This is a genomic window from Ciceribacter sichuanensis (genome assembly GCF_024055605.1).
Lineage (GTDB): Bacteria > Pseudomonadota > Alphaproteobacteria > Rhizobiales > Rhizobiaceae > Allorhizobium > Allorhizobium sichuanense.
On sequence record NZ_JAMXLX010000001.1, the window covers coordinates 1,203,430 to 1,227,671 of the forward strand.

The 24,242-nt window shown below is 61.2% G+C and carries 17 protein-coding genes; 8 read left to right on the top strand and 9 right to left on the bottom strand.

What is annotated here, in order from left to right; genetic code table 11:
- Positions 1–17: 17 nt before the first annotated feature.
- Positions 18–4,103 (bottom strand): putative Ig domain-containing protein, encoded by a 4,086-nt coding sequence (locus tag NBH21_RS05955; protein WP_250914664.1) that lies wholly within the window; start codon positions 4,101–4,103, stop codon positions 18–20.
- 523 nt (positions 4,104–4,626) lie between these two features.
- Entirely contained in the window at positions 4,627–6,696 is a 2,070-nt protein-coding gene (gene parE, locus NBH21_RS05960) for a DNA topoisomerase IV subunit B (RefSeq protein WP_250914665.1), read from the bottom strand.
- A gap of 219 nt (positions 6,697–6,915) precedes the next feature.
- Here parE and NBH21_RS05965 point away from each other — a divergent pair, with 219 nt between their 5' ends.
- The 5 genes from NBH21_RS05965 to NBH21_RS05985 all read left to right on the top strand — a co-directional run bounded on the left by NBH21_RS05965 (position 6,916) and on the right by NBH21_RS05985 (position 11,556).
- A complete protein-coding gene (locus NBH21_RS05965; RefSeq protein ID WP_250914666.1) occupies positions 6,916–7,803 on the top strand; it encodes a lipase family protein in 888 nt (295 codons plus the stop codon).
- A 160-nt stretch (positions 7,804–7,963) separates the two neighbouring features.
- Positions 7,964–8,734 (top strand): triose-phosphate isomerase, encoded by a 771-nt coding sequence (gene tpiA, locus NBH21_RS05970; RefSeq protein ID WP_163905434.1) that lies wholly within the window; start codon positions 7,964–7,966, stop codon positions 8,732–8,734.
- Between the two features lie 93 nt (positions 8,735–8,827).
- Positions 8,828–9,229 carry a preprotein translocase subunit SecG gene (secG, locus tag NBH21_RS05975; RefSeq protein WP_250914667.1) on the top strand — a complete coding sequence of 134 codons (402 nt, stop codon included), beginning with the start codon at positions 8,828–8,830 and terminating at the stop codon, positions 9,227–9,229.
- A gap of 134 nt (positions 9,230–9,363) precedes the next feature.
- Positions 9,364–11,001, top strand: a complete 1,638-nt coding sequence (locus NBH21_RS05980; RefSeq protein ID WP_342452002.1) for a CTP synthase — start codon at positions 9,364–9,366, stop codon at positions 10,999–11,001.
- A 132-nt stretch (positions 11,002–11,133) separates the two neighbouring features.
- Complete coding sequence (locus NBH21_RS05985; protein WP_250914669.1) at positions 11,134–11,556, top strand: hypothetical protein; 423 nt, start codon at positions 11,134–11,136, stop codon at positions 11,554–11,556.
- Between the two features lie 23 nt (positions 11,557–11,579).
- Here NBH21_RS05985 and NBH21_RS05990 read toward each other — a convergent pair whose 3' ends face one another.
- The 6 genes from NBH21_RS05990 to gltA form a co-directional block, all read right to left on the bottom strand.
- On the bottom strand, positions 11,580–12,800 hold the full coding sequence (locus NBH21_RS05990; RefSeq protein WP_250914670.1) for a molybdopterin molybdotransferase MoeA: 1,221 nt from the start codon (positions 12,798–12,800) through the stop codon (positions 11,580–11,582).
- Positions 12,801–13,286, bottom strand: a complete 486-nt coding sequence (gene moaC, locus NBH21_RS05995; protein ID WP_250914671.1) for a cyclic pyranopterin monophosphate synthase MoaC — start codon at positions 13,284–13,286, stop codon at positions 12,801–12,803.
- A complete protein-coding gene (gene trpC, locus NBH21_RS06000; protein ID WP_250914672.1) occupies positions 13,283–14,098 on the bottom strand; it encodes an indole-3-glycerol phosphate synthase TrpC in 816 nt (271 codons plus the stop codon). Before trpC ends, moaC begins: the two co-directional genes overlap by 4 nt.
- A gap of 9 nt (positions 14,099–14,107) precedes the next feature.
- Positions 14,108–15,130 (bottom strand): anthranilate phosphoribosyltransferase, encoded by a 1,023-nt coding sequence (trpD, locus tag NBH21_RS06005; protein WP_250914673.1) that lies wholly within the window; start codon positions 15,128–15,130, stop codon positions 14,108–14,110.
- Between the two features lie 21 nt (positions 15,131–15,151).
- The gene (locus tag NBH21_RS06010) at positions 15,152–17,044 is read right to left on the bottom strand and encodes a peptidylprolyl isomerase (protein ID WP_250914674.1); all 1,893 of its coding nucleotides are present in this window, start codon (positions 17,042–17,044) and stop codon (positions 15,152–15,154) included.
- A 305-nt stretch (positions 17,045–17,349) separates the two neighbouring features.
- Positions 17,350–18,639, bottom strand: coding sequence for a citrate synthase (gltA, locus tag NBH21_RS06015; RefSeq protein WP_250914675.1), 1,290 nt, complete (start codon positions 18,637–18,639; stop codon positions 17,350–17,352).
- A 334-nt stretch (positions 18,640–18,973) separates the two neighbouring features.
- Between gltA and NBH21_RS06020 the strand changes: the two genes are divergently transcribed.
- Positions 18,974–21,460 (top strand): ComEC/Rec2 family competence protein, encoded by a 2,487-nt coding sequence (locus NBH21_RS06020; protein ID WP_250914676.1) that lies wholly within the window; start codon positions 18,974–18,976, stop codon positions 21,458–21,460.
- Here the strand turns inward: NBH21_RS06020 and lexA are convergent.
- On the bottom strand, positions 21,441–22,151 hold the full coding sequence (lexA, locus tag NBH21_RS06025; RefSeq protein ID WP_099057759.1) for a transcriptional repressor LexA: 711 nt from the start codon (positions 22,149–22,151) through the stop codon (positions 21,441–21,443). The genes NBH21_RS06020 and lexA overlap by 20 nt on opposite strands.
- 217 nt (positions 22,152–22,368) lie before the next feature.
- Here lexA and NBH21_RS06030 point away from each other — a divergent pair, with 217 nt between their 5' ends.
- Both NBH21_RS06030 and kdsA read left to right on the top strand, forming a co-directional pair.
- Positions 22,369–23,262 (top strand): VOC family protein, encoded by an 894-nt coding sequence (locus NBH21_RS06030; protein ID WP_250914748.1) that lies wholly within the window; start codon positions 22,369–22,371, stop codon positions 23,260–23,262.
- Positions 23,259–24,107, top strand: coding sequence for a 3-deoxy-8-phosphooctulonate synthase (gene kdsA / locus NBH21_RS06035; RefSeq protein ID WP_163905455.1), 849 nt, complete (start codon positions 23,259–23,261; stop codon positions 24,105–24,107). Before NBH21_RS06030 ends, kdsA begins: the two co-directional genes overlap by 4 nt.
- The last annotated feature ends 135 nt before the right edge of the window (positions 24,108–24,242 follow it).

The window sequence follows — 24,242 nt, forward strand, 5'->3', positions numbered from 1 at the left end:
ATTTGCGGGTCGATCCGTTAGAACTTGCGTGACAGATCGACGTTGAAACGCTGGCTCTGCAAGCCGTCGCGGTCGAGTGTGGCGCTGTAGCGTCCAGTCATCGTTCCGGCTTCGCTTGCCACAAGCGTCAGCCCGAAGCCGACCGTCAGCCGGTCACGGCTGCTGTCCGAGCCGGGGATCACATAGTCGATTGGCCAACCGCTGTCGGCATAGGTTACGGTCGTGTCGCTGCTGCTCAGGAAATCATGAGAGAAGTCCAGTGTCAGCTCGGGCGTCAAGACAGCGCTTTCAAGGTCGATGTCGTATCCGAGTGAGAGGCCCAGCGTCGCCGTGAAGCTGTCTGCCTGCTGGCGACCGATCAGGGCATTTTCCCATTCTGTGCCGCTTTCCTCCACGCTGTCAAGGATGGAGCGTGAACCGCTGAGGCGGCCATAGGATGACAGGGAAACCTCGCCGATCCGGTAATCGTAGCCGCCGGTGACGGCCGCATAGAATTGCCGGCCGCTGCGGTTTGCTTCCGCCTCCTGTCCGGTCACGGACGTGATCCTGAGCGAATCGAAGTCGAGAATACCGGCGCCGAGCAGCCCGTCGATAAAGAAGCCGCCGCCGGGCTGGTAGAGACCGTAGAGCGTGGCGCTCGCCGCCTTGTTGACGCTGGTCGTTCCTTTGTCACCGATGTCGGAACGGTCGCGCGAGAAGCCGATAGCAACGCCGCCGATGAAGGTGTCGGTCAGCCTGTAGTCGAGACCTGCTGTCAGCGAGACTGTGGTATGGTCGATGTCGCTTGCGCCATCCCGGCCTGATGTATCGCCGAGGTCGATCGAACCGCCGCTCCAGAAGGCAAGATCTCCACCGGCAATCGGCGAGCAGCCGGCACTACCAGAGATGGGTGCCTGTCCGTCGGCTGTGTCGGTCAGGCTGATGCCGAGGCTGTTCTCCAGGCATTGTCTGCCGCGCAGCGATTTCAGATGCTGCTGCACATTGTCGATCTGACTGTCGGCAAGACGCTTGGCGGCCTCCGCCTGAGCCTTGACGAGGCCCGCGAGATCGGCGTCGGCGGAGAGGTCGGGACGGGCCGTGACGCTGAAGGTAACGGTCGCCGGTGCCGAAACGCCGGTGGCACTCGTCAGGGTGTAGGTTGCTACGGCATTGCCGGAGAATGTGGGGCTTGCGGTGAAACGCAGCCGATAGCGCCCTTCGCGAATGGCCGAGGCGATTGCGGCGCTGCTGTCCACCGCAGCCGTGTCGCCGAGAATGATGGTAGCGGTGCCTGCGGACGGCGGCGAAAGTGATACAAGATCGGCGCCAGTGAAGGGGCCGCCGGTTGCACCCTCGGTCAGATCGACCGTTGTCGTCAGGCCGGAGGTCGTCACGCTCGACATGGATGGGGCAACCGGCAGCGCATCGCCGATGGCGAGAATGACGCTGGCGGAAGTCGTGGCTCCATAGGTATCGGTCACCGTCAGGGTCAGCGGGAATTCCCCACTGACTGTCGGATTGCCGGATAGGGTCGCAGAAGCGGCGTTGAAGCTGATCCCTGCGGGCAGGCTCCCGGTAATCGCATAGCTGTAGGGCGCGCCGCCATTGCTGGCGGTAAAGGTTTGCGAGAAGGTTTCGTTCTCCCGAAGGGTGAAATGTCCTGTCGGGGAAAGGGCAAGCGTTGGCGCCGTCACGGTAATGGTCACGGCGGCGGCCGCCGAGGTGCCGCTGGCATTCGTGGCTATATAGGTGAAGCTGTCTGAACCGGAATATCCAGCGGTTGGCGTATAGGCGATCGAAGCACCGGAGGCCGTGGCAGTGCCGTGGCCAGGAGCTGTCTCGATTGCAACGGTTGATACCGCGCCACCGGAGAGATTGAGCGTGATGGCATTATTGCTGCTGTTGGCTGCGACCGTTGCCGAGACGTCGGCTGCGAGGGGTGCTGCGACTGCGATGGCCACGGTGTAGCTCTGGCTTCCGGTGGCTCCATAGGCGTCCGTCGCGGTGACGGTGAAGGTCTGGCTTCCTTCGGCTGTGGGCGTGCCTGCTAGCTTGCCGTCCGTCGCAAGCGTCAGTCCGGCGGGCAGGCTGCCTGACGTGACCGCGAAGGTATAAGGCGCGGTGCCATTGTTCGCCGTGATCGACTGGCTATAGGCGACGGCAGCGGTCCCACGGGGCAGGGAGGATGGCAAAATGGCGACTGTAGGGGCCGTGACGGTGACCGATACGGTGGCAGCCGTCGAAGTGCCGCTGGCATTGGTGGCCGTATAGGTGAAGCTGTCGGAACCGGAATAGCCTGGTGTCGGTGTGTATGTAATTGCAGCGCCGGAGACCGTGGCATTGCCGTGGCCGGGAGCATTAGCAATTGCAACGGTTGAAGCCGCGCCACCGGAAAGATTGAGCGCGACGGGATTGTCGTTGCTGTTGGCAGCGACCGTTGTTGAAGTGTCGCTGGCGACAGGTGCGGCGATTGCGATGGCCACGGTATAGCTTTGATTGCCGGTGGCTCCGTGGAAATCCGTTACGGTGATAGTGAAGGTCCGAGTCTCTTCCGTCGTTGGTGTGCCGGAAAGCGTGCCGCCGGTGGAGAGGGTGAGACCGGCGGGCAGCGAGCCGGAAGTGACGGCGAAGATATAGGGCGCGGTGCCGTTGGCTGCCGAGAGCGTCTGACTATAGGCAACGGCAGCGGTACCTGCAGGCAAGGTAGAGGGCGATATGGCCACTGTCGGGGCCGTAACGGTGATGGTCACGGTGGCGGCGGTCGAGGTACCGGTTGCGTTGGTCGCGGTGTAGGTGAAGCTGTCTGAACCAGAGTAGCCGGGTGTTGGCGTATAGCTGATTGCCGCGCCGGAGGCCGTGGCGGTGCCATGGGCGGCAGCGGTCTCGACCGTGACGGTTGACGCCGCGCCACCGGAAAGGTTGAGCGCGATGGCATTGCTACCGCTGTTGGCCGCGATCGTTGCAGAAGTGTCGCCAGCGACTGGTGCAGCGATGGCGATGGCTACGGTATAGCTTTGGCTTCCTGTGGCTCCATAGTGATCGGTCGCAGTGACAGTGAAGGTCTGGCTTTCCTCGGATGTGGGTATGCCTGACAGCGTGCCATTCGTCGCAAGCGTCAGGCCGGCGGGCAGGCTGCCTGACGTTACCACAAAGGCATAAGGTGCAGTGCCATTGTTTCCCGAGAGCGTCTGACTATAGGCAACGGCAGCGGTGCCTGCAGGCAAGGTAGAGGGCGATATGGCCACCGTCGGGGCCGTGACGGTGATGGTCACTGTGGCTGCCGACGAAAGGCCCGTGGCGCTGTCCGTCACGAGGTAGGTAAAGCTGTCGGAACCGGAGTAGCCGGCGGTGGGGGTGTAGGTTGCCGTCGAGCCGGAGAGGCCCGTCGAGCCGTGGCTTGGTGCGGAGACCGCTGATACCTGTTCGCTTCCTGATACCGCGAAGGCAATGGTGTTGCCGCTGCTGTTTGCTGCGACCGTGGTCGACAGGTCGGTGGCAGAAGGGGCGATTTTCAGGGTCATCGACTGGCTCGATGAGTAACCGTCGCCGTTGACGGCCCGATACGTGAATGTCCAGCTTCCCGTAGTGGTTGGCGTTCCCGAGATCGTGCCAGTCGATCCATCGAGGCTGAGGCCAGTAGGTAGCGAGCCGTCGGCAAGAGAATAGGTCACGGCCGTTGAGCTGGCGCTGTAGCTGGCGGTCACTGACTGGCTATAGACTGCGCCCTTCTTACCGTTCGGCCAACTACTTGCCGAGAAAGTGATCCGTGGTTTGACGGTGATATGGTGGGTGTCCGAGGCGACCGGGATCTCATAATTCGCACCGCCGTAGGCCGTCGTTACAATCACCTCCTGTCCGACGTAACCGGCATTGGAGGTGTAGATGAGGTCGGCGGTCCCATCAGGCGCGCCTGTCGCAGTGCCATGAAGGCCATTCGGATAATCATAACCCACGGCGTTTTGACCATACGCGTTCACGACGAGTCTCACGCTCTCGCCGCTGTAAACCTCATGGTAGAGGTCCGTGGCCTTGGCGCTCGTCTGCGAAAGGCAGATGATGAGGGCGAGCGTTGCAAGCGCGTTGACGACGAGGCGCCGCAATAGGTGGATGATCGTATTGGACATGAAATGAACTACTCAAGCAGTGGCAACCAGCGTTCAAATCAGAACGGCTGAAATCTGTGTCGGGGCCAGATCTAGCCCGGAACACGGCGTGACCAATCGTCCAATACTGGGCGTATGGAGACCTGGAGGGGCCAAAATTGAGTGCATTTCTGGAGGGGCGGACCATCCCGACAGGTCGGCGGACGCCGCCATTCCGGTTCGTGCAAGCGCGCGAGGTTTGAAAGGACCGTGCATTCGGACTAAGGGGCTGAATGCGGCTTGAACGGGTAGACAAGGTATCTTGTGGGCGGAAGCATGGAATGCGTCGAGTGACTGTCAGCGAGACACTGTCTTCCAGACTGCAGCCGATTCTCATATGGCTGAGCGCACACGGCTTTCATTGGGCGACGCATGCGCGGTGTTACACGCGATCGGCCTGGCAGATGTGGCATGCCGGGGGCTATGGCATCCCACGCGTGCCGGCTAAACTCGTGTGGATGATCGGCTGGCGGCGCTCGACCGCGCGCCGTCTAACTCGCTCGCCTCAGATGTCGAGGTTTTCCGCGAAAGCTGCCCGGTCCTGGATGAAGCGGAAGCGCGCTTCCGGCTTGGTGCCCATCAGGGCATCCACGGCATCGCGGGTTCCCTCGAAGTCGACCTCGTCAATCCCCACGCGCAGCAGCGTGCGCTTGGCGGGATCCATCGTGGTTTCCTTGAGCTGGGCCGGCATCATCTCGCCCAGGCCTTTGAAGCGTCCGATCTCGACCTTCTTGCCCTTGAACACGGTTTCCATCAGTTCGGCCCGGTGGGCGTCGTCGCGGGCATAGACCGTCTTCGCACCTTGCCGGATAACGTAGAGCGGGGGCACAGCGAGATAGAGATGGTTGCCGCGGATCAACTCCGGCATTTCCTGATAGAAGAACGTGATCAGCAGCGAGGCGATGTGCGCACCGTCGACGTCGGCATCGGTCATGACGATGATGCGCTCGTAGCGCAGGTCCTCGTCGCGATACTTGGAGCGCGTACCGCAGCCGAGCGCCTGGATGAGATCCGCGATCTGCTGGTTAGCCATGAGCTTGTCGCGGCTGGCGCTGCCGACATTGAGGATCTTGCCGCGAAGCGGCAGGATGGCCTGGTTGGCGCGGTTGCGAGCCTGCTTGGCGGAACCACCTGCCGAATCGCCTTCGACGATGAAGAGTTCGGCGCCTTCGGCAGTGTTCTGTGAGCAGTCGGCCAGCTTGCCCGGCAGGCGCAGCTTGCGCACCGCGGTCTTGCGGTTGACTTCCTTCTCCTTGCGGCGGCGCAGGCGTTCTTCCGCCCGCTCGATCACCCAGTCGAGCAGCTTGGCCGCCTCGGCAGGATTGTCGGCGAGATAGTGGTCGAAGGGATCGCGCAACGCGTTTTCAACGATGCGCTGCGCTTCGACGGTCGCAAGCTTGTCTTTGGTCTGGCCGACGAATTCCGGCTCGCGGATGAAAACTGAGAGCATGCCGACGGCGGAAATCATCACGTCGTCGGTGGTGATCTCCTTGGCGCGCTTGTTCTGCGTCAGTTCGGCGTAGTTCTTCAGGCCCTTGGTCAGCGCGATGCGCAGACCCGCTTCATGCGTACCACCTTCGGCCGTCGGGATGGTGTTACAATAGGAGTGAACCTGCGGATCTCCGCCATACCAGGTGATCGCCCATTCCAGCGCGCCGTGGCCGCCGGTCTTTTCCGTTCGACCTGCAAAGATTTCGCGGGTGACGGTAAAGTCCTTGCCGAGCGTTGCCGCCAGATAATCCTTCAGGCCGCCGGGAAAGTGGAAGACGGCCTTTTCCGGGATCTCGCCGCCTGGCGGGACGACGCCCGGATCGCAGCTCCAGCGGATCTCGACACCGCCGAAGAGATAGGCCTTGGAGCGCGCCATGCGAAAGATACGTCCGGCGTCGAACCTGGCGTGGTCACCGAAGATCTGTGCGTCGGGGTGGAAGCGAACGCGGGTGCCGCGCCGGTTATGCACATCGCCGAGTTCCTGCAATCCGCCCTGCGGTATGCCGCGGGAGAAGGTCTGGCGATAGAGCTTGCGGTTACGGGCGACCTCGACTTCGAGAATGTCGGAGAGCGCGTTGACAACCGAGATGCCGACGCCGTGAAGGCCACCGGAGGTCTCGTAGGCCTTGCCGTCGAACTTGCCGCCGGCATGGAGCTTGGTCATGATGACTTCAAGCGTCGACTTGCCGGGAACCTGCGGATGGTTCTCAACCGGAATGCCGCGGCCGTTATCGGTAACCGTCAGGCAGCCATCGAGATCGAGGTGGACCTCGATGAAGTTCGCATGGCCTGCGACCGCTTCGTCCATCGAGTTGTCGATGACTTCGGCAAACAGGTGGTGCAGCGCCTTCTCGTCTGTGCCGCCGATATACATGCCCGGCCGCATGCGCACGGGCTCGAGCCCCTCCAGCACGCGGATCGAGGAAGCGCCGTAGTCGTCGCCACCTGCGGCAGGCGCAGGTGTCCGCGCTACCGGCGCAGCGGCGCGCGGCTGTTCCTGGGGTGGGGCAGGGCTCACCGGCGTTTCGGGAGCCTCGGTCTTCTGCACAAGCGGCAGTCCGGCGAAGAGATCGTTGTCGTCCATGGCTTCGTTCGATAATCTGTCGGTTGCGTCGGCGTCAATGGCAGGGCCTTGCGCGCAAATTGCCTGAAACCCGTGTCACTCTTGCGAATCGCCGAGATTTTGCCAGAAAGGCGAGGCAGGCGCGACTTTGCCTGCGGGCCGCCGCGTGAAATTTCATTGAAGCATTGCGTGTCCGCCGGGGCGAAGGCAAGGCTGACCGGGCGAGGAGACGCATTCCCGATGCAAATGTCCACAGTTCATTTCCGCAGTGCGGCTTTCATTGCGTCGCTTTTGACCGTTTTTCTGTCCAATCAGGCGCGTGCCGAGGCTCTGGCCCCTTTCAAGGACGACCTTTTTTCCAGCCCGACGATCATCGAAAGTCGGGACGGCGGCGATTTCGAAGTGGTCGACTATCAGGAAATGCGCGACATTAACGGCCGCGACCAGATTCCCGAACGGCGGGTGAAGTCGCGATATGTCGATCTCGGCGTAAAGCGGCAGCAGGTGAACGAGACGCTGGCCCTGCCGACCGGGCCGCTCGACGTGACGCGGGTAGGGGCCGCCGAAGATGCGGCCTTCACCGTCATCTTCATCCATGGACGGGGTGGCGACCGCAGGCTCGGTGCCAACGACTATTCCTTCGGTGGCAATTTCAATCGCCTGAAGAACCTCGCCGTCCGCAATGGCGGAACCTATTACGCCCCCTCCGTTGCGTCCTTCGATGCAGCAGGCGTTGCTGCGGTTTCCGCGCTGATCGGCGATATCGCCGCCCGTTCACCGGGAAAACCGGTTGTGCTCGCCTGCGCCTCCATGGGTAGTTTCATCTGCTGGGGTGTCACACGCGATGCCGATGTCGTCGAAAAGCTCGGCGGCATGGCGATTCTCGGTGGCGCGGCTGATCCCGATTTCGCCAAGAGTGCGGCTTACAAGCGCAAGCTGCCGATCGCCTTCACCCATGGCAGCCGTGACAGCGTCTATGCGTCGGCCGATCAGATTGCGCTGTATGACCGGTTGCACGAGGCGGGTTATCCGACCCGGTTCACCCTTTTCGAGACCGGATCCCATGGCACGCCGGTGCGGATGAGCGACTGGCGACAGATCCTCAACTGGCTGTTGAAATCCCGCTGAAATTCGCGGCGGATAGCAGTGATTGCTAATAAATGCTGCAAATTTGAGCCGGATTTTCACCATATCGCCTGATTTAGCGGCGAATCTCCCCTCGCAAGCTTTTCATTGCCCCCTTGATTTGCTAGGTCCCCGACAACGAAGCTGGGGTTGGATTATCGACATGACACCGAATGTTCGTCCGCTTGTTGCGGGAAACTGGAAGATGAACGGTACGCGGGCCTCGCTCGACCAGATCAAGGCAATGGCCGAAGGCGTCGTGTCGCCGCTGTCGGAAAAGGTCGAGACGCTGATCTGCCCACCGGCGACGCTGCTTTACGTCGCAACCGCGCTTTGCACCGATAGCCCTCTGATGATCGGTGCGCAGGATTGCCATCAGAACGCTTCCGGCGCTCATACCGGCGATATCTCGGCTGAAATGATTGCAGATTGCTTCGGCACCCATGTAATCGTGGGGCATTCCGAGCGCCGCACCGACCATGCCGAGACCGACCATCTCGTTCGTGCCAAGGCAGAGGCCGCCTATGCCGCCGAGTTGACTGCGATCATCTGCATCGGCGAGACCGCAGACGAGCGCAAGTCCGGACAGACGCTTGATATCCTCAAGCGGCAGCTTGCCGGCTCCGTGCCGGATGCCGCGACGGCAGCGAATACCGTCATCGCCTATGAGCCGGTCTGGGCGATCGGTACCGGCCTGACCCCCACCGTTGCCGACGTCGCGGAGGCCCACGCCTTCATGCGCGCGGAATTGGTCAAGCGCTTCGGCGACGAAGGCAAGGGCATGCGCATTCTCTATGGCGGTTCGGTCAAGCCTTCCAATGCGAAGGAACTGATGGGCGTTGCCAATGTCGACGGCGCTCTGATCGGCGGTGCGAGCTTGAAGGCAGCGGATTTCCTCGCCATATACAGGGCGTATGAAGAACTCACCGCCTGAAAAACGGGCGAGGGGCTTTCATTGGCGCGGTCTCTCGTGTAGAGAGCCGCCAAACATCGCTATTTTGTCCGCTCAGGGCAGGACGGAAATTCCATGCAGACTGTATTGATTGTCATTCATCTCATGATCGTGCTGGCGCTCGTCGGCGTGGTCCTGATCCAGCGTTCCGAAGGCGGCGGCCTTGGTATCGGCGGCGGCTCCGGCTTCATGTCGGCACGCGGCACGGCCAATGCGCTGACACGCACGACGGCTATTCTGGCGGCGCTGTTTTTTGTGACCTCGCTTGGGCTTGGCCTGCTCGCCCGATTCGAATCGAAGCCGACGGATATTCTCGATCGTATCCAGTCCAGTCCGACGGCTCCCGGTGCCAGCGTTCTCGACCAGCTTCCGGGTTCGGCTCCGGCCGCCAACCAGGCTCCGGCTGCCGATGGCACGGCTGCTCCGGCTCCCGCCACTCCCAAGGCGGATCCGAACGCCGTTCCGACGGGTAACTGATCGTCGGCCTTCCAATCCCTCCGGCGGACTTAACGGTCCGCCGGTTTTCTTTTGTGCATATTCCGTCCCGCTTAAGAAAAAAGTAGGGTTTCGGCTCTTTTGGGCTGGCGGAATCAATTCTGAAAAGGTATCCGGTGACTCCCATGGCGCGATATGTATTCATCACAGGCGGCGTGGTTTCCTCTCTTGGCAAAGGAATTGCGGCCGCGGCACTCGGAGCATTGTTGCAGGCGCGGGGCTACCGCGTGCGCCTGCGCAAACTGGACCCCTACCTCAACGTCGATCCGGGCACCATGAGCCCGACACAGCACGGCGAGGTCTTCGTGACCGATGACGGGGCGGAAACCGACCTCGATCTTGGACACTACGAACGTTTCACCGGCCGTTCGGCAACCAAGACCGACAACATCACCACCGGTCGGATCTACAAGAACATCATCGACAAGGAACGTCGCGGCGACTATCTCGGCGCAACCGTTCAGGTCATTCCTCACGTTACCAATGAGATCAAGGACTTCGTCGTCGAAGGCAACGAAGACTATGATTTCGTCATCTGCGAGATCGGCGGCACGGTCGGCGACATCGAGGCCATGCCATTCATGGAAGCGATCCGCCAGCTCGGCAACGACCTGCCGCGCGGCACCGCCGTCTACGTTCATCTGACGTTGATGCCCTATATCCCGGCGGCCGGCGAGCTGAAGACCAAGCCGACACAGCATTCCGTCAAGGAACTGCAGGCGCTCGGCATTCATCCGGATATTCTGCTGGTACGTGCAGATCGCGAGATTCCGGAAGCGGAGCGTCGCAAGCTCTCACTGTTCTGCAACGTGCGCGAGACCGCCGTCATCCAGGCGCTCGACGTTTCCAATATCTACGACGTGCCGATGGCCTATCACAAGGAAGGCCTCGACAACGAGGTTCTGGCCGCCTTCGGCATCGAGCCGGCGCCCAAGCCGCGTCTCGACCAGTGGGAAGACGTCTGCAACCGTATCCGTACGCCGGAAGGCGAGGTTACGATTGCCATCGTCGGCAAATACACCGGCCTGAAGGACGCCTATAAGTCGCTGATCGAAGCGCTCTATCACGGCGGCATCGCCAACAGGGTCAAGGTCAAGCTCGAATGGATCGAGTCCGAGATCTTCGAAAAGGAAGATCCGGCGCCGTATCTCGAAAAGGTCAATGGCATCCTGGTGCCCGGCGGCTTCGGTGAGCGCGGCTCCGAGGGCAAGATCCTTGCAGCCCAGTTCGCCCGCGAGCGCGATGTCCCGTATTTCGGTATTTGCTTCGGCATGCAGATGGCGGTGGTTGAAGCGGCCCGTCACCTTGCCGGTATCGAAAAGGCTTCGTCCACCGAGTTCGGTCCGACCAATGAACCGGTGGTTGGCCTGATGACCGAGTGGATGAAGGGCAACGAGCTCGAAAAGCGGTCCAAGGCCGGTGATCTCGGCGGCACGATGCGTCTCGGCGCCTATAAGGCATCGCTCAAGAAGGGCACCAAGATTTCCGAGATCTACGGGTCGACCGAGATTTCGGAACGCCACCGTCACCGCTATGAGGTGAATGTAGACTACAAGGACCGGCTGGAAAACTGCGGCCTCGTCTTCTCCGGCATGTCGCCGGATGGCTTGCTGCCGGAAACGGTCGAGTATCCGGACCATCCGTGGTTCATCGGCGTACAGTATCATCCGGAACTGAAGAGCCGCCCGCTCGATCCGCATCCGTTGTTTTCGAGCTTCATCGGAGCTGCTGTCGAACAGAGCCGATTGGTCTGATCGCAGCGTGTAATAGCTGTTTTAACGAATCTGAACCCGGCCACGAGGCCGGGTTTTACATTTTCTGCGCGAGTGTCCCAAGTCTCGTGCAAGCCTCTTGCGGCATCGTGCCTGCAACCCAAGGAGGCTTTAATGCGTATCGGTGAATCATCTTTCTTTTCTTCGCAATATGTAAGCAACGCCACGAATTCGGTCAGCAGTTCTGCGGAAACCGGTTTTTCCGCAATTCTGGATGAAGAGGAAAAGCCGACCTTCACCTTTGGTGACGAAGAAGCTCTCGAAACGCGCAAGAACGAATATGAAGCTTCGCAGAAGGCGGAGAAGAGCGCCTCTCACGACGACATCATTTCCAAGTTTCTGGAATACTCGGATATGACGCTCGCCGAGAAGATTCGCGCGACCTATCTCGATGACCACAACCTGACGGAAGAACAGCTCGCGGCGATGCCGGAAGATGAGCGCAAGGCGATCGAGGACGCGATCCAGGAAGCCATCAAGCAGCAGCTTGGCGTCGACCAGGATACCGGAAGCTCGGAAGAAGCGATCGCCGTCTGAGGTGGGTAGTGCCCCTCGCCGGGTCAGCCGGTGAAGGGGCGAAGAAGCAGGATCGGCGTTTCGGCGCCGATCTCAAGTGCAGGCATACCGGGCGCACGGATGATCAGGCAATCCGACTGCGCGAAGATTTTCATCATCGAGGAATCCTGCTTGCCGAAACTCTGCACGACGAGTTTTCCGTCTGCGCGCATCAATCGTGCACGCAGGTAATCCTGCCTGTGGTCATTGGCCGGAAGAACGGATGCAGATAGCGCCGTCGTCTGTCGTTGCAACGGAATGCGGCCCGTCAGTTTCGCCAGCAGCGGTTCGAGAAACAGCAGACCGCAGACCATGCTTGACACGGGATTGCCGGGCAGGCCGAGCACGCGCATTTCCCCAAGGCTGCCGACCATCAGTGGCTTTCCGGGCCGCATGGCGATCCGCCAGAAATCGAGTTTCATTCCCGCCGCAATCAGGGTCGACTGCACCAGATCGTGGTCACCGACCGACGCGCCACCGAGCGTCACCAGAACATCGGCGCCAAGCGATCTGGCCATCTCGATGGCGCGGGTGATCTCTTCGCGATCATCCGGCACGATACCGAGGTCGATGACTTCCGCCCCATTATCGCGAGCGAGAGCGGCAATTCCAAAGCTGTTCGAACCGATGATCTGGCTTGGTCCCGGCGTCTGGCCCGGCCGCACCAGTTCGTCGCCGGTTGCGAGGATAGCGACCTTGGGCCTTTCGTAGACCGCCACCCAGTCATGGTTCATGGCCGCGGCGAGCGTCAGCCGGGCAAAGTCGAGGTGGGTACCCGCTGGCAGGACGGTTTCGCCTTCCAGAAAATCCTGCCCACGCGGGCGGACATGGCGGCCGAGCGTGACAGGGAATGTGGTGCGGATGCGGTTGCCATCCAGCTTTTCGGCATCCTCCTGAAGAAGAACGGAATCGGCCCCCTCCGGCACGGGAGCACCGGTGAAGATACGGACGGTTTCTCCGGGGCCGACCGTTCCTTCAAAAGCATGTCCGGCGGCTGAGATTCCGATCACAGTGAGTTCGCTACCCGGAAGAGGCGCGTCCTCCGCGCGAAGCGCGTAACCATCCATGGCAGATGCATTGAACGGCGGCTGCGTCAGTCGCGCCTGAAGGTCGGCGGCAAGTACCCTGCCTTCGGCTTCGCCGAGCGCCAGTATTTCCGTGCGGCTGACGCGTTGCGTGGCGCCAAGCAGTCGCTGCTGGGCTTCCTCGACGGGAATGAGGGACATTTACTCGGCCTCCGGGTGACGGAAGTGGCCTGATTTCCCGCCGATTTTCTCGACGAGCCTGACGCCGCCGATTTCCATCGCCTTGTCGATTGCCTTGGCCATGTCATAGATGGTCAGGCATGCGACGGAGACGGCTGTCAGTGCTTCCATCTCCACACCTGTCTTGCCTGTCAGCTTGGTCGTGGCAACGACGCGCAGGCCGGGCAGGGCCGGATCTTCCGTAATGTCCACGGTCACCTTGGAGAGCATCAGCGGATGGCAAAGCGGAATGAGGTTGGAGGTCTGCTTGGCGGCCATGATGCCGGCGATCCGGGCGGTCGCGATCACATCGCCCTTTTTCGCATTGCCGGCGCGGATCGTTTCCAGAGTCTCGCGAGTCATCCGCACATGGCCCTCTGCGGTCGCAATGCGAACCGTGTCGGTCTTGTCGCCGACATCCACCATATGCGCCTCTCCCGAGGCGGATATGTGGGTGAGATCGCTCATTCCGCAGCCATGGTCCCGGCTTCGCCGGTCAAAAGCAGGCGTGTCGCCGAAGTCACATCGTCCTTGCGCATCAGGCTTTCACCAACGAGGAAAGTGGTGATGCCGCAGGCTTTGAGGCGGGTGCAGTCTTCGTAGGTAAAGATGCCGCTTTCGCCAACGAGAAGCCGGTCGGAGGGAACCATCGGGGCCAGCCGTTCACTGACCGTCAGGCTGACCTCGAAAGTGCGCAGGTTACGGTTGTTGATGCCGACCATCGGGGACGAGAGCTTGAGCGCACGCTCGAGTTCTTCCTCGTCATGCACCTCGATCAGCACATCCATGCCGGTAGAAAAAGCCTCGTCCTCGAGTTGTTTCGCCTCATCGTCCGAAAGCGACGCCATGATCAGCAGGATGCAATCGGCACCATGGGCGCGGGCTTCATGGACCTGATAGACGTCGAACATGAAATCCTTGCGCAATGCCGGCAGCGAGCAGGCCTTGCGTGCAGCGACGAGATAGTCGAGCGAACCCTGAAAACTCGGCATATCCGTCAGGACCGAAAGGCAGGCAGCACCGCCGGCCTCATAGGCGGCGGCAAGTGCCGGCGGATCGAAATCCGGACGGATCAGGCCTTTGGACGGGCTGGCCTTCTTGATTTCGGCGATCAGGCCGAATTGTCCTGCATCGCGCCGGCTCTTGAGAGCTTTGTAAAATCCGCGCGGGGCAGGCTGGTCGGCCGCCCATGCCTTGACTTCTGCCAGAGGCAACGCGGCTTTCGCAGCCGCGATCTCCTCTCGCTTGTAGACTTCGATGCGTTTCAGGATATCGGTCATGGCTCAAGCTTAGCCCTGTGCGGTGGAATTGGAAACCTTGATCAGCTTGTCGAGCGCGGCCGCCGCCGCACCCGAATCGAGTGCCTGACTTGCGAGCGCCATGCCGTCACGCACGTTGTCGACCCGTCCGGCAACGATAAGCGAGGCTGCGGCGTTGCAGAGTGCTACGTCGCGATAGGCGTTCTTGGCGCCGGAAAGCACCTCCCGAAGCGCGGCAGCATTCACGGCACCGTCACCCCCGCGGATCGCGTCCAGCGAAACGGTCGGCACGCCGAAATCGTCGGGCGTCAGTTCGAAGGCGGTGATCTCGCCGTTCTTCAGGGCGGCAACCTGGGTCGGTCCGGTGGTCGTGACCTCATCGAGGCCGCTGCCATGTACCACCCAGGCGCTCGTGAGGCCAAGATCGCGCAGCGCCTCGGCGCCGGGCAAAAGCCATTCCGGCGAATAGACGCCGAAGAGCTGCCGCTTGACATTTGCCGGGCTGGAGAGTGGGCCGACGATGTTGAAGATCGTGCGGGTTCCAAGTTCGACGCGGGCAGGGCCAACGTGACGCATCGCCGGGTGATGGATCTGTGCGAACATGAAGCCGATGCCCGCCTCGCGGATGCAGCGCGAGATGGTTTCCGGATCGATGTCGAGTTTCACGCCGAGCTGAGAGAGGGCGTCTGCGGTTCCCGATTTCGAGCTCAGCGCCTTGTTGCCGTGCTTGGCGACCGGAACGCCAGCGCCGGCGACGATCAGCGAGGCGAGCGTCGAGATGTTGTAGGTGTTGGTGCCGTCACCGCCTGTCCCGACGATATCGATGGCATCTTCCGGCGCTTCGACCGATACCATCTTGGACCGCATGATCGAGACGGCACCGGCGATCTCGTCGACGGTTTCTCCACGAACGCGCAGCGCCATCAGGAAACCGCCGATCTGGGCCATGCTGGCCTCGCCCGACATCATCACTTCGAAGGCGTCGCTCGCTTCCTCTCGCGTCAGCGCCTGCCGAGCCGCGATCTTGGCGATAAAAGGTTTCAACCCGGACATGCTTTCCTCTTCCCCCTGCGCCTAGCGACGAACCATCGCCTGTTCGGCAAGGCTCTGGTTGATCGTGACGCCATACTGCGCCTGCAGACGGCTCACCATCTGGTCGAGGATATCGTCGCCGGCAGAGCGGGCGATTTCCGTGATCTGGGCATCGTCATTGGCCAGCACGTTGGACGAACCCTGGTCGCGCTCATCGGTAACCCTGAGCAGGATCTGGGTGGACGGGTCGCCGCCCGGAGCGGTGGCGACAGTGCCGACCGGACCGCTGAAGGCCGCGACGATAGCAGCCGGGCCTAGGACGGCGTCTTCCGTCTGGCGCTGGATGCCGAGCTTCGTCTCGACAGCAAGGCCGAGTTCTGCCGCGACGTCTTCCAGCGTGCCGCCCTGCGCAACGCGCTGCCTCAGGCTTTCAGCCTTGGCGCCAAGTGCCACTTTCTGCTGCTCGGCAGTCCAGTCGGCTACGGCCTTGTCGTGCACTTCTTCAAGCGTGCGGTCACGCTCGGCGGTGATGTCCTTCACTTCCAGCCAGACATAGCCGTCATTGCCGATGTTGACCGGCAGGGCCTCGACGCCGACATCCGTCTGGAAAGCCTCATCGAGAAGCGCTTGGCGCTCGGGCAGGTTGGGGACGTCGTTGCCGTTCTCGTCCTTGCCGTTGCGGTCGACGGCTTTGACGGTGACTGCCGTCAGCTTCAGCTCCTTTGCCGCTTCATCGAGCGGCGTGCCGCCGGCCCTGAGGTCCTCGAAACGGTCATGTACGTTCGCGATGTCCTGTACCGCTGCGGAATCAGCCAAAGATTCACGGATCTCTTCGCGAACTTCGTCGAGGCTGCGGGTGCGGCCTTCCTTGATATTCGTGACCCGGAGGATGACCGGACCGAGCGCCCCGTCGACAACCGGCGTCGTCGCGCCTTCCTTGGTCACGGCGAAGGCCGCATCGGCAAGAGCCGGATCGGGAAGCTTGTCACGGGAGAACTCGCCGAGCAGCACGTCGCTTGCGGTCTTGCCCTGGTCTGTCACCAGTTGATCGAACGAGGTGCCGGACTTGAGTTCGGCTTCCGCTGCTTCCGCCATTTCGCGGCTTTCAAAGGAGAGCTGCTCGATCGTCCGAGTTCCGGCGATCTCGTAGCTTGCCTTTCGCTTTTCATAGTCTTCGGCAATCGCTTCGTCGGTGATGGCATTCTTGTCAGCGATATCGGCGGCTTCAAGCTTCACATAGCTGAGGCTACGATATTCCGGCGCCCGGTAACGGCTCTTCACGGTGTCGAACCAGGTCGCAAGCGTCTTGTCGTCGGGAGCCTTGACCGGATCGATATTGGCGTTGGTCAGCAGGATATAGGAGATATCACGGTTCTCGTAGCGATAGCTCTTCAGCGCATCGACGAGAACCTTCGGCGCGGTGAAACCATCGGAGGTCGCTTCGACGATCTGGCTGCGTACGGCAACCTTGGAGCGCTCGCGGATATAATCGTCCTCACGAAGACCGGCATTGCGCAGGCGGCTGGTGAACAGCTGGCGGTCGAACTGGCCATTGTCGGACTTGAAAGCCGGATCCTCGGCGATCAGCTGGGCAAGCTTGTCTTCGGAGAGGCCGAGACGCATGTCCTGCGAAAGCTGGTCGAGAGCGGCCCCCGCGGAAAGCTCGGCGAAAACCTGGTTCTCGACGCCGAGCGCGCGGGCCTGCTCGCTGGTGAGCTGCACGCCGAAGCGGCGGCCAAGCTCGGCAAGCTTGCGCTGGTAGGCGAGGCTGAACTCGTTCGGCGAGATGGTCTGGTCGCCAACGGTGACCACCGCATTGCTCGCGGAGCTGAAGAGAGATGCTGAGATTCCCCAGACTCCGAAGGATACGACAAGCAGAAGCATCAACAATTTTGCGACCGTCGTATGGGCGGCTTTTCTCAGAACGGTGAGCATCGGAACTCAAATACCTCATTGCGGATCTTCGCGGGGTCTGCGAAGCAGAAAACGTTCCTTAAATCAAACCTTGGCGGAAATGAAGGCTAGAATGGCGAAAAGCCTTGCGGTTCCGCAACAATTGAGCGAGCAGCGAATTCAGCTTTGCGTGAGAGCAGGCGGCAAGCAGAGACCGTTTTGCTGAAAGCAAGTCTTTGACTGAAGCGGAGGGCTTACGCCGTGCGCCGGGCATGCGGCGTTCTGCCATAAAAGAAAAACGCCGACGGATTTCTCCACCGGCGTTTTCGTCAATTGAATGTGGCAGATCAGCGCTTGGAGACTGCGACGTAGTCGCGCTTCGGAGCGCCGGTGTAGAGCTGGCGCGGACGGCCGATGCGCTGCTGCGGATCTTCGATCATCTCGTTCCACTGGGCGATCCAGCCGACGGTGCGGGCGAGCGCGAAGAGAACGGTGAACATGGTGGTGGGGAAGCCGAGTGCACGCAGCGTGATGCCCGAATAGAAGTCGACGTTCGGGTAGAGCTTCTTTTCCTTGAAGTACTCGTCGCTGAGCGCGATCCGTTCCAGTTCCAGTGCGACCTGCATCAGCGGATCGTCCGAATGGCCGGTTGCTTCCAGCACTTCGTACATGGTCTGCTGCATGATCTTGGCGCGCGGGTCGTAGTTCTTGTAGACGCGGTGGCCGAAGCCCATCAGGCGGAACGGATCGTTCTTGTCCTTGGCGCGGGCGATGTATTCCGGAATACGATCTACGGAACCGATTTCCATCAGCATGTTGAGTGCTGCTTCGTTCGCGCCGCCGTGAGCAGGGCCCCAAAGGCAGGCGATGCCGGCAGCGATGCAGGCGAACGGGTTGGCGCCAGACGAGCCGGCGAGACGGACCGTCGAGGTCGATGCGTTCTGCTCGTGGTCGGCATGCAGGATGAAGATGCGATCCATGGCGCGTGCCAGAACCGGATTCACCTTGTACTCTTCGCACGGCACGGCAAAGCACATGCGCAGGAAGTTGGAGGCGTAGTCGAGATCGTTCTTCGGATAAACGAAGGGCTGACCGATGTGGTACTTAAACGCCATGGCAGCAATCGTCGGCATCTTGGCGATCATACGCAGCGAAGCGACCATGCGCTGGTGCGGATCGGTGATGTCGGTCGAGTCGTGATAGAAGGCGGAAAGCGCGCCGACGGTGCCGACCATGACAGCCATCGGATGGGCGTCGCGGCGGTAGCCGGAGAAGAACTTGCTCATCTGTTCATGCACCATGGTGTGGTGCGTAACACGGTAGTCGAAGTCCTTCTTCTGGGCAGCGGTCGGGAGTTCGCCGTAAAGAAGCAGGTAGCAGACCTCAAGGAAGTCACCCTTTTCCGCCAGCTGTTCGATCGGATAGCCGCGGTGCAGCAAAACGCCCTCGTCACCATCGATGTAGGTGATCTTGGATTCACAGGAAGCCGTCGAGGTGAAGCCTGGGTCGTAGGTGAACATGCCGGTGTGCTTGTAAAGCGCGCCGATATCGACGACATCCGGGCCGATCGTGCCAGATTTCACAGCCAATTCGGCCGATTTCTCCCCGAGTTTCAAAGAAGCGCTTTTGTCCGTCATGCTAATCCTCCGGAATTGGCGGGAGGCGTCCCGAAGGGCGCCTTGGGTTTAAGCGTAGGGATGTAGCTATATGATACGGAAGTTAATGCCAAGCTATCCAAAGGGCAAATTGTGCATCGCAAAAGCCTATTAAAGAGGCAGGTGCGGGATTTAATCGATTGAACAAGCTTTCGGGTATTGCATGCTTTTCGGCACACGCCAAAATTGTTAATTTGCAAAACGAGCGTCCATCTTGCCGCAGCCGTTGATCGGCGGATAAAAAGCAGCGCAGGGCTGTTGAGGATGTGGGCCGGGGGAGCATTTGGGGCAGGTCGCCGAGCAGGAAACCGCGGATATGCAGTCTCACGGCCGGCTCGCCCAGCCGCTGATGGTTGTAGAAGAAAACTATCCTGTTGTCCGTCTGCCAAGACCGACACGCAATGCTGCCCTGCAGCTGGCGGAGGGCTCGGCGAGGGTTATACGGGCAGGGAAGGCGGCTTTTGCGCGTGAGGAGGCCCATGGCCACCTCTTCCATTTCGTGCCGGTCTTCCTGGGAGCAGGCGCCGTCACATGGTTCAGCATGGCCGAACCGCCCGGTGTGCTTGCTCTCTCCATTCTGCTTGGCCTTTTTGCTGCCGGCGCACTGGCGGTTCGTTACGGTCGGCCGCTGACCGCCTATGGCCTGCTGGTCGCCACTCTTTTCGTCTTGGGAATGCTGCTTGCCAATGTCGAGACATGGCGGGAGGGGACGGTCATTCTGGATACGCCCGTGACCACCGTCGTCTCCGGCATCGTCGAACGGCGGGAAGCCGGATCGAAGGGCGAATGGCGATATGTGCTGAGAGTGACGGCGACCGAAGATCCGCAAATCCGCCGGCCGCCGGAGCGCGTGTCGCTTCTTGCGCGAGGCAAGCACGAGCCTGCCCCGATTGGAGGGTATCTCTCCGGCAGGGCACGTCTTTCTCCGCCATCCGGTCCCGCCTTGCCGGGGCTCAATGATTTCGCCTTTGCCAGCTATTTCGATGGCGTTGGCGCGGTCGGTTTTTTCCTGGGCGCGCCGCAGTCTCGGTCGAGGCCCGATGAAGGAGGGGCGGAGACATGGTGGTTGCGGTTCGACCGGGCGCTCTTCTCGCTCAGGGACGATATTTCAACCCGCATCCGCTCCGTCATTCCGGGCGATCCCGGCGCATTCGCGGCATCCATCATCACCGGTGAGCGGCGGTCCATGTCGAAGGAGGCAACCGAGGCGCTACGACTTTCCGGTCTGGCCCACATCACTGCCATTTCCGGCCTCAACATGGCGCTGGCTGCTGGTATCTTCTTCGTCGGCCTGCGCAAGTTGCTGAGTCTGCTGCCCGGACTTGCCCACGCGGTGTCGATCAAGAAGCTTGCGGCCACCGGTGCGCTTATCGGCGCTTTCGCCTATCTGCTTATCTCCGGATATCAGGTGTCCGCCGTTCGCGCCTTCCTTATGACGGCGATCATGCTCGTCGCGGTTCTTTTCGACCGGCCGGCAATCAGCCTGAGAAACCTAGCTTTGGCTGCGATCGTCATCGTTGCCGTAACGCCTTCGGCGATTATGGGGCCGAGTTTCCAGATGTCCTTCGCCGCGACGGCCGCGCTGATCGCCGGCTATGCGGCGTGGCGGGACAGGCCTGCGAGACGATGGCTTCCCGAAATAAACTTCCCCGGCGCAACCGCATTGCGATGGAGTTGGGGCGTGATTGCCGGCACCATCCTGACCTCCCTGATCGGCGGCCTGTCGACGGCGGTCTTCGCCATAGCCCATTTTCATCGTCTCGCACCGCACAGTCTCGAAGCCAATCTCGCCGCCATGCCATTGATTTCGCTGATCGTCATGCCGGCGGGCCTAGTGGCGATGCTGCTGATGCCCTTCGGTCTTGATGCGCCGCTTCTCGTCGCAATGGGCGTCGGTCTGGAATGGGTCCTCGTCATAGCGCGAGAGGTTTCCAGCTGGGGCGAGGGTGTCGGCTTCCTTCAACCGCCGGGGTGGTTCCTGCCGGTCGCTTCGCTTGGCCTCCTGTTCCTGACCTTGTTAAGCAGTGTCTGGCGGCATGTGGGCACGCTGCTGTTGATCCTCGCCGGTTCGGCGCTCCTTGCCGGCCCCGTGGGTACGGAACGCGCAGACGTGCTGGTTTCTGAGGATGGCCGACTGGCTGGATTGCTGCAACCGCCCGCGACAGTCGCCACGAACCGCGTTCGCCCGCCATCCTTCCTATACGATCAGTGGAGCGCGGCCCTGCAGTTGAAGGCGCACGTAGCTCCCGCTGAACTCGCCGTGTCCGCACCGCAGAAGACGGCCGACCGAGGACGCGTACAGCGAACGCCGGCGGAACTGGACGCCTCCGCAGAGCGGATGCGCAAGAAGTTGGCCGATATCGAGGCCGGCCGCTTCATCTGTGAGCCGAAGACATGGTGCATGGCAAGGCTGACCAGCGGCTGGATTATCGCGACGGTTGAGGATGGCGCACTCGTCGGCAAGGCTTGCGATATCGCCGATCTGGTGATTTCCGAGCGACGCACGAGCTTTCCCGCCTGCCTATCCGGTGCTGTCCTGATGACTGCCGAAACCCTGAGAAGAAGTGGCGCAATCGAGCTTCGCCTTGGCGACCGCACGTCCCGGCAATTTACCGTGGAGGCATCCTTCAACGGTCCGCCGCGACCCTGGACGCAGCATCGCTATTATGATTGGCGCAGCGGCACGTTCCAGATGACGCCAACGCCATCGACGTCGGACAAAAGCATTCCCGATGCGATCAAAGGAAACACCGCCGCTCCGGCAATGCCGCTCGAAGCCGCAATCAGTGATAACGGCGAATGAGGCCGACGAGTTTGCCCTGAACCTTCACGCGGTCTGGTCCGAAGATGCGCGTCTCGTAGGCTGGATTGGCGGCTTCAAGCGCAATCGATGCGCCGCGCCGACGGAAGCGCTTCAATGTTGCTTCTTCATCATCGACCAGCGCGACGACGATGTCTCCGGGGCTCGCCGTCGACGTGTTGCGGATGATGACCGTATCGCCATCGAGAATGCCAGCGTCGATCATCGAGTCGCCCTTGACCTCAAGCGCGTAATGTTCGCCCGAACCCAGCATTTCAGCCGGAACGGTGATGTCGTGCGTATTGTTCTGGATTGCCGAGATCGGCACACCGGCGGCAATGCGGCCCATAACCGGAACGTTGACGGAATTGGTGTTTTCCGCAACCGGTTTGGGCGGGCTGACGGGCTGCGGCTTGCCGAGGCTTCCCTCGATGACACTTGGCGAAAAACCCCGGCGCGGCTGCAGGCTCGGCGTGTAGGCCTCGGGCAGCTTGATGACTTCGAGCGCGCGCGCCCGGTTCGGGAGACGCCGAATGAAACCGCGCTCCTCCAGAGCCGTAATCAGCCGGTGAATGCCGGACTTGGAGGCGAGGTCCAGCGCATCCTTCATTTCGTCGAAAGACGGAGGCACACCCGATTCCTTCATCCGCTCGTGAATGAACAGAAGCAGTTCCTGTTGCTTGCGCGTCAGCATGTTGCGGTGCCCCGAGTGTGAAACAAATCCAGAACAGACACTATCTGTTCCATTTGTGTTCCGCAAGTGCCTAAATTTCCGTGAAGGACTGATCAATGATCGTCATTTTCCCTTGCCGATCTGCTGAATGAGGCTGCGGGGTCCCTCCGACTTGCCAATCAGCGGCAAAAGGCTAAAACCTGCGGCCATCATAACGGTGAGTGAAGGGGCTCCGATAATGTCCGGTCATCAAGAGGGCCTGCGCGCGCTCGATCATGTCGTTTTGCCCGTCTGGGCGCTGGATGAAGCGCGCACGCGGTTTGCAAACCTGGGGTTCACCGTTGCTGCCGATGCCCGCCATCCATTCGGGACGGAAAACGCATGCGTATTTTTCTCCGATGACACCTATCTGGAGCCCCTGGCGATTGCGAGCCGGGAGGAGTGCGAGGCAGCAGCCCGTGCCGGAAACGTTTTTGTAGCGCGCGATCAGGCGTTCCGCTTTCGTCGGGGCGAGGGTGCCTCGGCGATTGTCGTCAAGAGCCTTGACGCGACCGCCGACCACGAAAGTTTTGGCGCAGCCGGGTTTTCCGCTGGCGACATGCTGTATTTCGAGCGTCCGATGAAGTTGCCGGATGGTGCCGAGACTACAGCGGGTTTCCGCCTGGCTTTTGCAGGCGATCTGCGCGCTCCCGATTTCTTTCTATTCGCTTGTCAGCGCGTCAATGCCTTGCCGGCCAATCGGGGCAGTCTGGAGCGTCATGATAACGGGGTACTCGGCATTTCCGCCGTGGTCCTGGGCGAGGAGAACCCCTCCGATTTTCAGTACCTCCTTGAAACCGTGTTCGGTCAACGCGAAATAGAGGCACATTCGTTCGGCATTAGCCTGCAGGCGGCCAACGTTCGCATCGAGGCGCTGACGTCTGCCGGATTGAACGGCTATTACGGCATTGCTTCCAGGCCGCGCGGGCGGGGACTGGAAGCCGTGGCGGTCGCCTTCCGTGTCGGTGATATCGGCGTGACAGAGCGGCTGCTCGCTGATAGGGGCATCGCATTCGCGCGCCATGGGGCGCGGCTCGTCGTGCCTCCGGCTGCGGGGCAGGGTGTTTCTTTTGTTTTTGAGGGTATCGCATGAGCAATTCCACCAATTCCGAAGTCTTCGTGGGCGAGGGCGATAACCGTGTGCTTTTCTCCAATAGCGCCCGCTTCGCCCTGATCGCGGGTCCCTGCCAGATGGAGAGTCGCGATCACGCCTTCATGATCGCTGGCGTCCTCAAGGAGCTCTGTGACCGCCTCGGCCTTGGCCTCGTCTACAAGTCATCCTTCGACAAGGCGAACCGCACCTCCCTTTCGGGCAAGCGCGGCATCGGCCTTGAAAAGGCGCTTGAAGTCTTTGCCGACCTGAAGAAGGAATACGGTTTCCCCGTCATCACCGACATCCATACGGAAGAGCAGTGCGCGGCGGTCGCACCCGTGGTCGACATGCTGCAGATCCCGGCGTTCCTTTGCCGCCAGACGGATCTGCTGGTCGCGGCTGCAAAGACCGGCCGTGTGATCAACGTCAAGAAGGGCCAGTTCCTCGCTCCCTGGGACATGAAGAATGTCCTTAACAAGATAACCACCAGCGGAAACCCTAATGTTCTGCTGTGCGAGCGCGGCGCTTCCTTCGGCTACAACACGCTGGTTTCCGACATGCGGTCACTGCCGATCATGGCAGAAACCGGGGCACCCGTGGTCTTTGACGCCACCCATTCCGTGCAGCAGCCGGGCGGGCAGGGCGGTTCGACCGGCGGCGACCGCCGTTTCGTCGAGACCCTGGCGCGCGCTGCAATCGCCGTCGGCATTGCCGGGCTCTTCGTCGAGACTCACGAGGATCCGGACAATGCTCCCTCCGACGGCCCGAACATGGTCCGGCTGGACGACATGCCGCGGCTTCTGGAGAAGCTCCTCGCGTTCGACGCGATTGCCAAGAGCAACTGACGCTCTTCCATTGACCGGATGATGATGCGCCGGCCCCGAAAGCGGCCGGCGTTTCTCGTTTTCTGCCCCGTTTACCTTTTCCTTCTTTCGAGGCCTTTCCCGATGCCTCGTTGGTAGGGATGTCATATGCTTGCC

What these genes read in the sequence shown, in the direction of transcription:
- lexA (WP_099057759.1), bottom strand. Translation starts at nt 22,151, where the DNA reads ATGCTGACGCGCAAGCAACAGGAACTGCTTCTGTTCATTCACGAGCGG.
- trpC (WP_250914672.1), bottom strand. Translation starts at nt 14,098, where the DNA reads ATGACCGATATCCTGAAACGCATCGAAGTCTACAAGCGAGAGGAGATC.
- secG (WP_250914667.1), top strand. Translation starts at nt 8,828, where the DNA reads ATGCAGACTGTATTGATTGTCATTCATCTCATGATCGTGCTGGCGCTC.
- NBH21_RS05965 (WP_250914666.1), top strand. Translation starts at nt 6,916, where the DNA reads ATGCAAATGTCCACAGTTCATTTCCGCAGTGCGGCTTTCATTGCGTCG.
- NBH21_RS06010 (WP_250914674.1), bottom strand. Translation starts at nt 17,044, where the DNA reads ATGCTCACCGTTCTGAGAAAAGCCGCCCATACGACGGTCGCAAAATTG.
- NBH21_RS06030 (WP_250914748.1), top strand. Translation starts at nt 22,369, where the DNA reads ATGTCCGGTCATCAAGAGGGCCTGCGCGCGCTCGATCATGTCGTTTTG.
- NBH21_RS05985 (WP_250914669.1), top strand. Translation starts at nt 11,134, where the DNA reads ATGCGTATCGGTGAATCATCTTTCTTTTCTTCGCAATATGTAAGCAAC.
- tpiA (WP_163905434.1), top strand. Translation starts at nt 7,964, where the DNA reads ATGACACCGAATGTTCGTCCGCTTGTTGCGGGAAACTGGAAGATGAAC.
- NBH21_RS05955 (WP_250914664.1), bottom strand. Translation starts at nt 4,103, where the DNA reads ATGTCCAATACGATCATCCACCTATTGCGGCGCCTCGTCGTCAACGCG.
- NBH21_RS05990 (WP_250914670.1), bottom strand. Translation starts at nt 12,800, where the DNA reads ATGTCCCTCATTCCCGTCGAGGAAGCCCAGCAGCGACTGCTTGGCGCC.
- gltA (WP_250914675.1), bottom strand. Translation starts at nt 18,639, where the DNA reads ATGACGGACAAAAGCGCTTCTTTGAAACTCGGGGAGAAATCGGCCGAA.
- kdsA (WP_163905455.1), top strand. Translation starts at nt 23,259, where the DNA reads ATGAGCAATTCCACCAATTCCGAAGTCTTCGTGGGCGAGGGCGATAAC.
- moaC (WP_250914671.1), bottom strand. Translation starts at nt 13,286, where the DNA reads ATGAGCGATCTCACCCACATATCCGCCTCGGGAGAGGCGCATATGGTG.
- trpD (WP_250914673.1), bottom strand. Translation starts at nt 15,130, where the DNA reads ATGTCCGGGTTGAAACCTTTTATCGCCAAGATCGCGGCTCGGCAGGCG.
- NBH21_RS06020 (WP_250914676.1), top strand. Translation starts at nt 18,974, where the DNA reads ATGCAGTCTCACGGCCGGCTCGCCCAGCCGCTGATGGTTGTAGAAGAA.
- parE (WP_250914665.1), bottom strand. Translation starts at nt 6,696, where the DNA reads ATGGACGACAACGATCTCTTCGCCGGACTGCCGCTTGTGCAGAAGACC.